The organism is Kitasatospora sp. NPDC093679, from assembly GCF_040683455.1.
In the GTDB taxonomy this organism is placed as follows: domain Bacteria; phylum Actinomycetota; class Actinomycetes; order Streptomycetales; family Streptomycetaceae; genus Kitasatospora; species Kitasatospora arboriphila.
In genome coordinates, this window is the sequence record NZ_JBFBDW010000024.1 from 100,896 (window position 1) to 113,725 (window position 12,830).

Annotated in this window: 11 protein-coding genes and 1 pseudogene; 6 read left to right on the forward strand and 6 right to left on the reverse strand. The window is 74.0% G+C overall.

Annotation, left to right across the window (positions count from 1 at the left end; genetic code table 11):
• Positions 1 to 182 precede the first annotated feature (182 nt).
• Positions 183 to 1,154: a DeoR/GlpR family DNA-binding transcription regulator gene (locus tag AB0O09_RS20985; RefSeq protein WP_363543354.1), complete on the forward strand. Its 972-nt coding sequence runs from the start codon at positions 183 to 185 to the stop codon at positions 1,152 to 1,154.
• A 75-nt stretch (positions 1,155 to 1,229) separates the two neighbouring features.
• Here the strand turns inward: AB0O09_RS20985 and AB0O09_RS20990 are convergent, their stop codons facing one another.
• Positions 1,230 to 3,002, reverse strand: a complete 1,773-nt coding sequence (locus AB0O09_RS20990) for a biotin carboxylase N-terminal domain-containing protein (protein ID WP_363543356.1) — start codon at positions 3,000 to 3,002, stop codon at positions 1,230 to 1,232.
• Between the two features lie 224 nt (positions 3,003 to 3,226).
• Positions 3,227 to 3,973 carry a hypothetical protein gene (locus tag AB0O09_RS20995; RefSeq protein WP_363543357.1) on the reverse strand — a complete coding sequence of 249 codons (747 nt, stop codon included), beginning with the start codon at positions 3,971 to 3,973 and terminating at the stop codon, positions 3,227 to 3,229.
• Positions 3,974 to 4,215: 242 nt separating this feature from the next.
• Here AB0O09_RS20995 and AB0O09_RS21000 point away from each other — a divergent pair, with 242 nt between their 5' ends.
• Positions 4,216 to 4,962: a hypothetical protein gene (locus tag AB0O09_RS21000; protein ID WP_363543359.1), complete on the forward strand. Its 747-nt coding sequence runs from the start codon at positions 4,216 to 4,218 to the stop codon at positions 4,960 to 4,962.
• A gap of 21 nt (positions 4,963 to 4,983) precedes the next feature.
• Here AB0O09_RS21000 and AB0O09_RS21005 read toward each other — a convergent pair whose 3' ends face one another.
• On the reverse strand, positions 4,984 to 5,583 hold the full coding sequence (locus AB0O09_RS21005; RefSeq protein ID WP_363543361.1) for a nucleoside triphosphate pyrophosphatase: 600 nt from the start codon (positions 5,581 to 5,583) through the stop codon (positions 4,984 to 4,986).
• Positions 5,584 to 5,648: 65 nt separating this feature from the next.
• Positions 5,649 to 5,825, reverse strand: coding sequence for a hypothetical protein (locus AB0O09_RS21010; protein WP_344622099.1), 177 nt, complete (start codon positions 5,823 to 5,825; stop codon positions 5,649 to 5,651).
• Between the two features lie 155 nt (positions 5,826 to 5,980).
• Between AB0O09_RS21010 and AB0O09_RS21015 the strand changes: the two genes are divergently transcribed.
• Positions 5,981 to 6,430: a DoxX family protein gene (locus AB0O09_RS21015; protein ID WP_363543363.1), complete on the forward strand. Its 450-nt coding sequence runs from the start codon at positions 5,981 to 5,983 to the stop codon at positions 6,428 to 6,430.
• Between the two features lie 87 nt (positions 6,431 to 6,517).
• Here the strand turns inward: AB0O09_RS21015 and AB0O09_RS21020 are convergent, their stop codons facing one another.
• Together AB0O09_RS21020 and AB0O09_RS21025 are read right to left on the reverse strand one after the other, a co-directional pair.
• Positions 6,518 to 6,736: an acyl-CoA carboxylase subunit epsilon gene (locus AB0O09_RS21020; protein ID WP_359982280.1), complete on the reverse strand. Its 219-nt coding sequence runs from the start codon at positions 6,734 to 6,736 to the stop codon at positions 6,518 to 6,520.
• 24 nt (positions 6,737 to 6,760) lie between these two features.
• Complete coding sequence (locus AB0O09_RS21025; protein ID WP_363543365.1) at positions 6,761 to 8,353, reverse strand: acyl-CoA carboxylase subunit beta; 1,593 nt, start codon at positions 8,351 to 8,353, stop codon at positions 6,761 to 6,763.
• A gap of 327 nt (positions 8,354 to 8,680) precedes the next feature.
• Between AB0O09_RS21025 and AB0O09_RS21030 the strand changes: the two genes are divergently transcribed.
• The 3 genes and pseudogenes from AB0O09_RS21030 to AB0O09_RS21040 all read left to right on the forward strand — a co-directional run.
• On the forward strand, positions 8,681 to 9,553 hold the full coding sequence (locus AB0O09_RS21030; RefSeq protein ID WP_363543376.1) for a biotin--[acetyl-CoA-carboxylase] ligase: 873 nt from the start codon (positions 8,681 to 8,683) through the stop codon (positions 9,551 to 9,553).
• A 143-nt stretch (positions 9,554 to 9,696) separates the two neighbouring features.
• Entirely contained in the window at positions 9,697 to 10,785 is a 1,089-nt protein-coding gene (locus AB0O09_RS21035; protein WP_344622096.1) for an adenylate/guanylate cyclase domain-containing protein, read from the forward strand.
• 224 nt (positions 10,786 to 11,009) lie between these two features.
• Positions 11,010 to 12,035 (forward strand): annotated as a pseudogene (locus tag AB0O09_RS21040) (sensor domain-containing diguanylate cyclase); the annotation flags it as partial.
• Between the last annotated feature and the right edge of the window lie 795 nt (positions 12,036 to 12,830).

Here is a 12,830-nt window from a genome sequence, read left to right on the forward strand (position 1 = left end):
CCGCGCGCATCCGGGGCGGCCGCCGCGGCGGCCGCCCTCCGCGTTCCACCCGCGCGGCCGAGCGTGCACGGAGCCGCCCGCGGCGCGAATTGTACGGTCGCGCGCCGCTCGTACGTGAGCGTTTCCGGCTACTGGCTGCAAACGCCTGAAAGCAGACGGTCATTCACGTTACCGTCGGTTCCGTGTTTGCTGCAGAACGTCGCCAGTTGATCCTCGAAATGGTGCGCGCCAACGGAGCGGTCTCGCTCCGGGAGTTGGCCCGCGTCGTCCAGACCTCCGAAGTCACCGTCCGCCGGGACGTCCGGGCCCTGGAGGCCGAAGGGCTGCTCGACCGCCGGCACGGCGGGGCGGTGCTCCCCGGAGGCTTCAGCCGGGAGCCCGGCTACCCGCAGAAGACCCATCTCGCCGCGGCCGAGAAGAGCGCCATCGCCGACCTGGCCGCCGGCCTGGTCGAGGAGGGCGACGCCGTGGTCGTGGGTGCCGGCACCACCACCCAGGAGCTGGCCCGCCGGCTCGCCCGGGTGCCCGGCCTCACCGTGGTCACCAACTCGCTGCTGGTCGCCCAGGCGCTGGCGCACGCCAACCGCGTCGAGGTGGTGATGACCGGCGGCACCCTGCGCGGCTCCAACTACGCCCTGGTGGGCAGCGGCGCCGAGCAGTCGCTGGCCGGCCTGCGGGTGTCGAAGGCGTTCGTCTCCGGCAGCGGGCTGACCGCCGAGCGCGGCCTGTCGACCACCAACATGCTGTCCGCGAGCGTGGACCGCGCACTGGTGCAGGCGGCGACGGAGGTGATCGTCCTCGCCGACCACACCAAGCTGGGCTCCGACACCATGTTCCAGACGGTGCCGACGGAGGCCATCACCCGGCTGGTCACCGACGAGCAGTCCGCCGCGCAGGACCCGACCGCCCGGGAGCTCGACGCGCTCGCCGACTGCGGGGTGCAGATCTCGCTCGCCCCGCTCGGCACGCCCGCGGAGCCGACGGTGCACAGCGGCGGCCCGGCGCACCCGATGACGCCGCACCAGGCGCCGCCCGCCGGCGGCCCGCGGCGCACCGCACCGCCCGGTGCCCCGCTGCCCGGCCAGCGCCGCCCCGGGCACGCCGCTCTGATGGCCCCGCCCGCCGGCCACCGGCCGGCCCTGACCCGGCCCTGACCCGGCCCCGAAAGGCCGACGGCCGGCCCGCACTCCCGAGGGGTGCGGGCCGGCCGTCCGACGTCCGACGCGGGGTCAGTTGTCCTTGATCTCGCAGAGCGCGGCGCCGCTGCTGACGCTGGCACCGACCTCGGCCTTGAGGCCGACGATGGTGCCGGCCTTGTGGGCGTTGAGCGGCTGCTCCATCTTCATGGCCTCCAGGACGACGATCAGCTCGCCCTCGGCGACGACCTGGCCCTCCTCGACGGCGACCTTGACGATGGTGCCCTGCATCGGCGAGGCGAGGGTGTCGCCGCTGACCGCGGAGCCCGCCTTCTTCGCGCCGACGCGGCGCTTGGCGACCTTGGTGCCGGTCGCCGCCGGGGCGCTCGCGACGCCCAGCGAGGACGGCAGCGAGACCTCGATCCGCTTGCCGCCGACCTCGACGACGACGGTCTCGCGGCCCTCGGCCTCCTCGCCCTCGGCGCCGGCACCGGCGAACGGCGGGATGGTGTTCTGGAACTCGGTCTCGATCCAGCGGGTGTAGACCGAGAACGGCGCGTCGCTGCCGTGCACCTCGGGCGCGAACGCCGGGTCGGTGACCACCGCGCGGTGGAACGGGATGGCGGTCGCCATGCCCTCGACCTTGAACTCCTCCAGCGCACGGGCGGCGCGCTGCAGAGCCTGCTGCCGGGTGCTGCCGGTGACGATCAGCTTGGCGAGCAGCGAGTCCCAGGCGGGGCCGATGACCGAACCGGTCTCGACGCCGGCGTCCAGGCGGACGCCCGGGCCGGACGGCGGGGCGAACAGCGACACCGTGCCCGGGGCGGGCAGGAAGCCCCGGCCCGGGTCCTCGCCGTTGATGCGGAACTCGATCGAGTGACCGCGGATCTCCGGGTCGTCGTAGCCGAGCTCCTCGCCGTCGGCGATCCGGAACATCTCGCGGACCAGGTCGATGCCGGTGACCTCCTCGGAGACCGGGTGCTCGACCTGCAGGCGGGTGTTGACCTCCAGGAAGGAGATCAGGCCGTCCTGGGAGACCAGGAACTCGCAGGTACCGGCGCCGACGTAGCCCGCCTCGCGGAGGATGGCCTTGGAGGCGCGGTACAGCTCCGCGTTCTGCTCGTCGGTCAGGAACGGCGCGGGAGCCTCCTCGACCAGCTTCTGGTGGCGGCGCTGCAGCGAGCAGTCACGGGTGGAGACGATCACCACGTTGCCGTGCTGGTCGGCCAGGCACTGGGTCTCCACGTGCCGCGGCTTGTCCAGGTACTGCTCGACGAAGCACTCGCCGCGACCGAAGGCGGCGACCGCCTCGCGGACGGCGGACTCGTACAGCTCGGGGATCTCCTCGAGCGTGCGGGCGACCTTCAGACCGCGACCGCCGCCGCCGTACGCCGCCTTGATGGCGACCGGCAGGCCGTGCTCGGTGGCGAAGGCGACGACCTCGTCGGCGCCGGACACCGGCTCCGGCGTGCCGGCGACCAGCGGGGCACCGGCGCGCTGGGCGACGTGCCGCGCGGTGACCTTGTCGCCGAGGTCGCGGATGGCCTGCGGCGGCGGGCCGATCCAGATCAGCCCGGCCGCGATCACGGCCTCGGCGAAGTCGGCGTTCTCGGAGAGGAAGCCGTAACCGGGGTGGACGGCGTCCGCACCCGCGTCGGCGGCCGCCTTGAGCACCTTGGCGATGTCCAGGTAGCTGGTCGCGGGGGTGTCGCCGCCGAGCGCGTAGGCCTCGTCGGCCGCGCGGACGTGCAGCGCGTCCCGATCGGGCTCGGCGTAGACGGCGACGCTGGCGATACCGGCGTCCCGACACGCCCGGGCGACGCGGACAGCGATCTCTCCGCGGTTGGCGATGAGCACCTTGCGCACTGTGGCTCCCTTCTTGAACCTCGTTGAGTCTAGGGATCTAAGGGCACTACCGGCGAGTAGTCCCTGGTGGTGAGCTAGCCCACACGGAGCGTCACCCGATTTCGTGATCACGCGACCACACAGCGGCAGACCCCGCTGGTAGAGACGCTACGCGCAGCGGTCCGCCGCGGCGCGCAGCGGCCCCGGGCCGTCGTTGCCGGCCCGTGGCCTTCGCCACACGGAGGTCAGGCCGCCGCGGTGGCGGCCGCCGGCGCCGGCTTGGCCGTCGCCTCGGCGGTGACCTCCGCGGCGAGCTCGACCACGTCCGGACCGTACGCCCCGGGGTTGACCACCTTCAGCACCACCACGAACGTGCTGTCCGTGCCGTGCCGCCGCGCCAGCGCGCGGTGGTTGGCCGCCAGGTAGCGGACCGCCGCGTGGTTGGACGTGGAGGTCTGACCCGATATCAGGAAGACCGGCCGGTCACCCGATCCGGCGTGCACCCTGGCCAGCAGGGCGTACACCGGCACGCCCTCCTGGACCGGCCGGGCGAGCGGGAACTCCTTGTCGCCCACCGTGATCGTCAGGGCGGTGTCGCCCGAGGCGACCTCGACCCCGGGCAGCCAGGACGCCAGGTGGGCGGCCGTGCGCTGGTTGCTCGACGGGCCGCCGAGGCAGAACTCCGCCTTGGCGCCGAGCCCCTGGCGCACCTGGTCGTGCGCCACGACCTCGGCCCGCGCCCCGCACTCGCGCACCAGGGCGGCGAGTTCCATCAGCGCGTACACGTCGTTGCGCGCCACCGCGGTGGTGGCGCGGGGTCCGGCCTCCCGGTTGACCACCAGGAGGCACTCGGTGCCCTCCGGCATGCCGAAGAACCGCCGGGTGCGCTCCAGTCGGCGCCGGCGGCGCGCGGTCTGGGCGAGCCAGCCGATGCCCGCGCTGATGGTCGACGCCACCAGCCCGAGCACCACGTTGAGGACGCTGTCGGTCATGTCCCCCGCTCCTTCCGGCCGACGGCTGCGTCAGCCTATCGGGGGACGGTACGGGGCCGGGCTGGCCCGCCGCGACAGTAGTTCGCCCCCGGTTCTGTCCGATTCCGCAGGGCGCTGTGCGGAGTGATCCGCTCCGCTTTGTCCGCCATTGGTATGGACCATTGACGCTGCCTGCGGCTCCCCCCTAGCGTGACGCCGCGTCGGGCGGCGGCCGGCCGCCCTCGACCCGGGGAGACGATGTGATGCGGACCACCACGGCGGTACGGCTCGCGACCGCCCTGGCGGCGGCCGCGGTACTCGCGGGCTGCTCGTCCGCCGCCGGCGGCACACCGGCGCCCGCGGCCGCGAGCAGCCCGGAGAGACACGGCTGCCTCACCGAGGAGCAGGCGGCCAAGGGTTCGGTCACCGTCGACGGGCTCGCCCCGGTGCAGGCCTACTTCCGGGACTCCGACGCGGGCGGCGCGAAGACCGCCGTCGTCCTCTCGCACCAGAACGGCGGCAGCCTCTGCGACTGGATCCCCTACCTGGACGCCTTCACCCGGGCCGGCTACGCGGTGCTGCCGTACACCGCCAACGGGAACGTCTCGGACAACATCCGGCAGGTGGCCGGCTACCTGAAGGCCAGGGGCATCGCCGCCCTGGTGCTGATCGGCGCCTCCAAGGGCGGCACCGGCTCGATCGTCGCCGGCTCGCTGCCCGACCTCGCGGTGCCGCCTGCCGCGGTCGTCTCGCTCAGCTCGGCCGAGTCCTTCGGCGGCGACAGTGCGAGCAACGCCGTCAAACGGCTGACCGTGCCGGTGCTGTTCGCCGCCGAGGCGGGCGACCAGCCCTTCGCCGACTACGCGCACGGCCTGCACGACACGGCCGCCGCCAAGGACAAGCAGCTCAAGATCTACCCGGGCGCGAACCACGGCGCCCCGCTGCTCTCCGACGGTGCGCTGCCCGACGTGCTGGCCTTCCTGGCCCGCGCGGCGCCGCCGAAGCGCTGATGCGCGGCGGCGGCGGGGTGCTCAGACCCAGAGGTCGGTGATCCGCACGTCGAGGTCGGCGAGCAGCCGGCGCAGCAGCGGCAGCGACAGGCCGATCACGTTGCCCGGGTCGCCGTCGACGCCCTCCACGAACGGCGCCGACCGGCCGTCCAGGGTGAACGCCCCGGCCACGTGCAGGGGCTCGCCGGAGGCGATGTACGCGGCGACCTCCTCGTCGTCCGGGGTGCCGAAGCGGACCGTGGTCGAGGCGGTCGCCGAGGACTGCCGGCCGGTCGCGGTGTCGACGACGCAGTGGCCGGTCCGCAGCACGCCCGACCGACCGCGCATCGACCGCCAGCGCTCCAGCGCCTCGGCGGCGTCCGCGGGCTTGCCGAGCGCCTGCCCGCCCAGCTCCAGCACCGAGTCGCAGCCGATCACCAGCTCGCCGCCGGACAGGCCCGCGGCCACGGTCTTGGCCTTCGCCTCGGCGAGCACCAGGGCGAGTTCGGCGGGGGTGGCGGCGGTCAGCGCGTCCTCGTCGACCCCGCTGACCCGGACCTGCGGGTCGAGGCCGGCCTGGCGGAGCAGCCCGAGCCGGGCGGGGGAGGCGGACGCGAGGACGAGGATGCGGCGATCGGTCATGCCGCCCAGCCTAGGGGCAACCGGCGAGAGCGAGGGCACCCCCCGGCAAGCCCTGCCGGAGGGCCCTACCGCACCAGCAGCACGGCCGCGACGAAGCCGAGGACCGCCAGCAGCAGGCCGGCGCGGCGGAGCATCCGCTGCGCCCTCCGCGCTTCCGGGGAGGGCTCGTCGCGGGGGTCTGACCAGAGCACCTCACCAGCCTGCGCCGCGGCCGCGGACGGCGCCTGAGTACGCGTACTCAAACCCTCGTCCTCCGTCCGGAACCCTTGACGTGGGGGGCGGCCGGCCCTCCAATGGTCCGGACGACTTGTCGCGTTCATGATCCGTGCGGGCGGGGGACGCGGCAGCGCCACCAGGTCAGGGACTCCCCGGGCGCCCACCGGCGTCCGGCTTCCGCATGTTCCAGCCGAGGAGACGTACCGTGTCCCGTTCGTCCGTCAGATTAGAGGCCGTCCGCCCGTATGCGGTGGCCCTGTTCCGCGCCGTCGCCGGCCTGTTGTTCACCGCCCACGGCGCTGCCTCGCTGTTCGGCGTCCCGGCCGGCGGCCGGGGCGGCGCGACGGTGGAGGCGTGGTCCTGGCCCGGCTGGTACGCCGCGGTCATCCAGCTCGTCGGCGGCGCCCTGGTGCTGCTCGGGCTCGCCACCCGGGCCGCCGCCGTCGTCTGCTCCGGTTCGATGGCGTACGCCTACTTCTCCGTGCACCAGGAGCACGCGCTCTGGCCGATGCAGAACGGCGGCGAGCCGGCCGCGCTGTTCGCCTGGGTGTTCCTGCTGATCGCGGTGCTCGGCCCGGGGGCGGTGGCGCTGGACGGCCTGCTCGGCCGCCGGACGGCCGCCACGGGCTGACCGGTCGGCCGCAGTACGCAGCACGCCGGACGGCCCGGCGCACCGCCCCGCGCAGGGGGTGCACCGGGCCGTCCGGTGGCTCGGCTGCTAGCGGGCCCAGCCGGAGGTCCGCCAGGCGGCGGGGCCGGGGGCCGGCATGGTGCGCATCTTCCGCGCGTGGTCGCGCCACGGGGATGCCGGGCCGCCCGCCCGGCCGGCCGCCTCGGCGGCGGCCTGCGCGGCGGCGGCCCGGGATTGGACCACCGCCAGGACGGTGGCCAGCTCCTCGGGGGTCGGCTGCCCGTGCAGCACCTGGATGGGGGCCATGGGTCGATCCTCTCCCGGAACGGACTACAGCGGAATGTTGCCGTGCTTCTTCGGCGGCAGCGTCTCCCGCTTGCCGCGCAGCGCCCGCAGTCCGCGCACGACGTGCCGGCGGGTCTCGCTCGGCGCGATGACCGCGTCCACGTAGCCGCGCTCGGCGGCCAGGTACGGGTTGAGCAGGGTGTCCTCGTACTCGGCGACCAGCTCGGCGCGGCGGGCGTCGACGTCCTCGCCCGCCTTGGCGGCCTCGGACAGCTCGCGGCGGTAGACGATGTTGGCCGCGCCCTGGGCGCCCATGACGGCGATCTGGGCGGTCGGCCAGGCCAGGTTGAGGTCGGCGCCGAGGTGCTTGGAGCCCATGACGTCGTAGGCGCCGCCGAAGGCCTTGCGGGTGATCACGGTGATCAGCGGCACGGTGGCCTCGGCGTAGGCGTAGATCAGCTTGGCGCCGCGGCGGATGATGCCGTCCCACTCCTGGCCGGTGCCGGGCAGGAAGCCGGGCACGTCGACGAAGGTCAGCACCGGGATGTTGAAGCTGTCGCAGGTCCGCACGAAGCGGGCGGCCTTCTCGCTGGCGTCGATGTCCAGGCAGCCGGCCAGGTCCATCGGCTGGTTGCCGACGATGCCGACCGGGTGGCCCTCGACCCGGCCGAAGCCGGTGATGATGTTGCCGGCGAACAGCGGCTGGGTCTCCAGGAACTCGCCGTCGTCCAGGACGTGCTCGATCACCTTGTGCATGTCGTACGGCTGGTTCGCCGAGTCCGGCACGATGGTGTCGAGTTCGAGGTCCTCGTCGGTGATCGAGAGGTCGGCCTGCTCGGGGTAGGCCGGCGGGTCCGAGAGGTTGTTGGAGGGCAGGTACGACAGCAGGTTCTTGACGTACTCGATCGCCTCCTTCTCGTCCGCGGCCAGGTAGTGGGCGTTGCCCGACTTGGTGTTGTGGGTGCGGGCGCCGCCCAGCTCCTCCATGCCGACGTCCTCGCCGGTGACCGTCTTGATGACGTCCGGGCCGGTGATGAACATGTGCGAGGTCTGGTCGGCCATCACCACGAAGTCGGTGATCGCGGGGGAGTACACCGCGCCGCCGGCGCAGGGGCCCATGATCAGCGAGATCTGTGGGACGACGCCCGAGGCGTGCACGTTGCGGCGGAAGATCTCGCCGTACAGGCCGAGCGAGACCACGCCCTCCTGGATCCGGGCGCCGCCGGAGTCGTTGATGCCGATGACCGGGCAGCCGGTCTTCAGCGCGAAGTCCATCACCTTGACGATCTTCTCGCCGAACACCTCGCCGAGGGAGCCGCCGAAGACGGTGAAGTCCTGCGCGAAGACGGCGACCTGACGGCCGTCGATCGTGCCGTAGCCGGTCACCACGCCGTCGCCGTACGGCCGGTTCCTCTCCTGGCCGAAGTTGGTCGAGCGGTGCCGGGCGAACTCGTCGAACTCGACGAACGAGTCCTCGTCCAGCAGCTCCACCACCCGCTCACGCGCCGTCAGCTTGCCCTTGGCGTGCTGCTTCTCGACGGCCGCGGCGGAGCCGGAGTGCACCGCCTCGTCGATCCTGCGCCGCAGGTCGGCGAGTTTCCCGGCGGTGGTGTGGGGGTCGTACGGCGCCTCGGTCATTGAGGTGGCTCTCCCTGGTCCTTGGCCGCTCCCGAAGCCGACGACGGCATGAGGGCAGGGCGGCACTGCGACTACCGCCAAGTAGCGTAGCCAGCCGCGCGCGAATCGTGTTATGGCCAGCGACACAGTGTGTCGGAACGCCCATCTGCGGGACGATGGGACGGCCTGTGGCCGAGGCGCCCGCAGCCGCCTCCGCGCACCCCCGCCGGCACCGCGCTGGGCCCGCGCGCCCCCTGCGCCGCGGCGGCCCCGCCGGTGCCCCGTCGGTAGGCTGGCCAGGTGACCGACGCCGAGCAGCCCGAGCCCACCCGTCCCCGCCGCAGCGGCCTGCGCGGCCTCGGCCAGAGCGCCGGGCCCTCCCCCTGGACGGACCTCGAACGCCCGCCGCTGGACACCGTGGCCCTCCGCCGCGACCTGGTCGTCCCCGGCGGCCTGTGGACCTCCTTCGACGTCGTCACCGAGACCGGTTCCACCAACACCGACCTCGCCGCCCGGGCCCGCGACGGCGCCCCCGAGGGCGCCGTCCTGGTCGCCGAGGCCCAGCACGCCGGCCGCGGCCGGATGGAGCGCCGCTGGAGCGCCCCGCCGCGCTCCGGCCTCTTCCTGTCGATGCTGCTGCGGCCCACCGGCGTGCCGGTCGAGCGGTACGGCTGGCTGCCGATCCTGGTCGGCGTCGCCGCGGCCGCCACCGTCGCCAAGATCGCCGAACTCGACACCGGCCTCAAGTGGCCGAACGACCTCCAGGTCGCCGTCGGCGGCGAGGAACGCAAGATCGGCGGCATCCTCACCGAACTGTCCGGCGGCGCCGTCGTCGCCGGACTCGGCATCAACGTCTCGCTGCGCGCCGAGGAGCTCCCGGTGCCCACCGCGTCCTCGCTCGCCCTCGCCGGCGCCGCCGTCACCGACCGGCAGACCCTGCTGCGCGGCCTGCTGCGCGAGTTCGCCGAGCTGTACGGCGAGTGGCGGACCGCCGCCGGCGACCCGCACGCGAGCGGACTGCTGCCCGCCTACACCGCCCGCTGCACCACGCTCGGCCGCCCGGTGCGGGTGCAGCTGCCGGGCGAGCGCGAACTGGCCGGCGAGGCCGTCGCGGTGGACGGCGACGGACGGCTGGTCGTCCGCACCCCGGACGGCGCCCGCCACCCGGTCGCCGCCGGGGACGTCGTGCACGTCCGCCCGGAGCGTCCGGACTCCGCCTGATCCGGACGGATGCCCCGGATTGCGGGATTCCGTGCGAACATTCCACCTGGCAGCGGTGTGAGGCGCGCCACTACCCCCGGGTGGTCGGCCGCCCTTGACAGGCAGGACAAGAGGAAGTGCGGCGACCGCACGGGGATGGACCGGTGGCAGACGAGGAATCGGGCAACGGCAACGGCGGCCACGGCACCGGCGGGGCGGGCGAACGCACCGTCGCGCTGGACCTGGAACGGCTGATCCTCGACGCCCCGCGCAAGTACACGCCGTACCAGGCGGCCCGCGCGGCCGACGTCCCCATGGACCTCGCCACCCGGTTCTGGCGGGCGATGGGCTTCCCCGACATCGGCCAGTCCCGGGCGCTCACCGACAACGACGTGATCGCCCTGCGCCGCCTCGCCGGCCTCATCGAGTCCGGGCTGCTCAGCGAGCCGATGGCGATCCAGGTCGCCCGCTCCACCGGCCAGACCACCGCCCGGCTCGCCGGCTGGCAGATGGACACCTTCCTGGAGAACCTCACCCAGGCCGTCGAGCCCGGCCTCACCCGCGCCGAGGTCGCCTACCCGCTCACCGAGCTGCTGCTGCCCGAGCTGGAGCAGTTCCTGGTGTACGTCTGGCGCCGCCAGCTCGCCGCCGTCACCGGCCGCGTGGTGCACGCCGCCGAGGACAACGAGATCACCAGCGGCCGGCTCGCGGTCGGCTTCGCCGACCTGGTCGGCTTCACCCGGCTCTCCCGCCGGCTGGAGGAGGAGGAGCTCGGCTCGCTCGTCGAGACCTTCGAGACCACCTGCTCCGACCTCATCGCCGGCCAGGGCGGCCGGGTGGTCAAGACGCTCGGCGACGAGATCCTCTACGTCACCGAGGACCCGGCGGTCGCCGCCGAGATCGCCCTCTGCCTGGTGGAGACGCTCGCCAAGGAGGACACCATGCCCGCGCTGCGGGTCGGCATGGCCTTCGGCACCGTCACCTCCCGGATGGGCGACGTCTTCGGCACCACCGTCAACCTGGCCAGCCGGCTCACCTCCATCGCCCCGCGGGACGCCGTGCTCGTCGACGGCGAGTTCGCCACCGCGCTGGAGCAGACCGGCGCCGTCCCGCCGTACGTGCCGGACGACCCGGCGGGCCGGCAGGCCGAGGGCGGCTTCCCCTTCCACCTGCAGCCGATGTGGCGGCGCCCGGTGCGCGGTCTCGGCCTGGTCGAGCCCTGGCTGCTCACCCGGAGCCACGACCCGGAGTGACCGCGGGTCGCCGCATGCCGTGAACCCCCGCGACTTCACCTTGACAAATCGGGCAATGCCTTACCAAATCGCCATAATCTTGGTCCAGGATGGATGCGTACCAGGGCGGACCAAGGGACGAGGCGATCCGGTTGAGCGGTGAGGCGGACAGCGCGGACGGAGCCGGCCGACCCCCTGCCACCCCGGACGCGCGCCTGCGCGCGGTCGTCGAACTCGCCCACGACATGGCCGGGGCGCTGACCCCGCTGGAGGCCGTCCGGGCCGCCGCCGTCCGCGCCACCGCCGCGCTGGAGGCCACCATGGCCGCCGTCTCGGTCTGGGACCGCGAGTCCGGCCGGCTCCGGGTGCTCGCCAACTACGGCGAACTCGCCGCCGGTGAGGAGGAGTTCCCCGAGGACGAGTCCTACCCGGTGGCCGACTTCCCGGAGATCGTCACCTACCTCGACGAACACTGGACGACCGGCCGGCTGCCCCGAGCCTGGGTGCAGACCGCCGAGGACACCGACCCCGGCCCGGCCCCGGACCACCCGGCCGCCGGCGCCTTCTGCCTGCAGCGCGCCGCCGGACTGCGCCGGCGCGGCCGCGAGTGCTGCCTGGTCGCCCCGATCGTCCTGCACGGCCAGGCCTGGGGCGAGCTCTACCTCGCCCGCAGCGCCGGACTGCCGGTCTTCGACGAGGCCGACGTCGACTACGCCACCCTGCTCGCCGCGCAGATCTCCGCCGGCCTCTCGCAGACCGAACGCCTCGCCGACCTGCGCCGGCTCGCCTTCACCGACCCGCTCACCGGCCTCGCCAACCGGCGCGCCGTCGACGCCCGGCTGGAGAGCGCCCTGCAGGCCCACAACCGCGACAACACCGTCGTCAGCCTGGTCGTCTGCGACGTCAACGGCCTCAAACGGGTCAACGACCAGCTCGGCCACGAGATGGGCGACCGCCTGCTGGAACGGTTCGCCCACCAGCTCTCGCTCTGCGCCGCCAAACTGCCCGGCAGCCTCGCCGCCCGGCTCGGCGGCGACGAGTTCTGCCTGCTCGTCGAGGGCCAGAAGGCCGACGAGGTGGTGGCCGTCGCCGAGGACCTCTGCGCCCGCGCCCTGCAGCTCACCGAGGGCGAGGGCGTCGCCTGCGGCGTCGCCTCCACCGGCGACTCCATCGGCCCGGTCTCCACCGCCGACCGGCTGTTCCGGCTCGCCGACGCCGCCCAGTACCGCGCCAAGGCCTCCCGGGCCGCCCACCCCGTGGTGGCCGGCCGCAGCCACGGCCCCGGCTTCTCGCCCGACCCGACCGTGCTGCTCGCCGACGCCGCCGACCCGCACCACCGGGCCGACGGCCGCCGCGGCGGCCCCGGCCAGCGCGGCAACGGCGACCGCCGGCGCTTCCGCGGCGCCGCCCGCAGCGCCGACCCCGGCCAACTGCTCACCACCGTGCTCGCCGCGCTCGACCAGAACGAGGTCCACCGCACCAGCCACCCCGCCGACACCCTGGCCCGGATGGTCACCGTCGCCGAGACCTCCGCCCGGCTGCTCGACGCCGTCGCCTGGTGGGTCTCCTACGTGCCGCCGGGCTCGCACCTGATGCGCACCGCGCAGCACGCCGTGTACCGGATGACCAGCGGCCCGAGCAGCTCCGGCGCCGCCACCCAGCGCGCCCAGATCGAGGCCCCGGACGCCGTGTTCGACCTGCGGCACTACCCGCTCACCCGGCGGGCCGCCCGCGGCGGCGGCTTCGCCCTGCGGGCCGGCGCCGCGGGCAACGACCCGTCCGAGGAGGCCGTGATGGTGGTCAGCGGCTACAAGGCGATGGTCGCGGCGGGCGGCCCCAACGCGGCCGGCGGCTGGCTGGTCGAACTCTTCGCCGACGACACCACCCTGCCGCTCGGCCAGATCGCCGCCGCCCTGCGCTCCCTGGTCGCCGTCGCCCTCTCCGGCCCGACCTCCCCACCGCCGGACTAGCTGTTCTGACCACGGAGGTTGGTGACGGGGTTCACGGCGGTGTGATCTTGAAATGAGTGAGGGCCTTCTGGCCAGGTGTGGATTGCGACATCTGCA

Excerpts from the sequence above, each read along its gene's own strand:
- AB0O09_RS21000 (WP_363543359.1), top strand. The coding sequence starts at position 4,216 with ATGCGGACCACCACGGCGGTACGGCTCGCGACCGCCCTGGCGGCGGCC.
- AB0O09_RS21020 (WP_359982280.1), bottom strand. The coding sequence starts at position 6,736 with ATGGCCCCCATCCAGGTGCTGCACGGGCAGCCGACCCCCGAGGAGCTG.
- AB0O09_RS20995 (WP_363543357.1), bottom strand. The coding sequence starts at position 3,973 with ATGACCGACAGCGTCCTCAACGTGGTGCTCGGGCTGGTGGCGTCGACC.
- AB0O09_RS21015 (WP_363543363.1), top strand. The coding sequence starts at position 5,981 with ATGTTCCAGCCGAGGAGACGTACCGTGTCCCGTTCGTCCGTCAGATTA.
- AB0O09_RS21005 (WP_363543361.1), bottom strand. The coding sequence starts at position 5,583 with ATGACCGATCGCCGCATCCTCGTCCTCGCGTCCGCCTCCCCCGCCCGG.
- AB0O09_RS21025 (WP_363543365.1), bottom strand. The coding sequence starts at position 8,353 with ATGACCGAGGCGCCGTACGACCCCCACACCACCGCCGGGAAACTCGCC.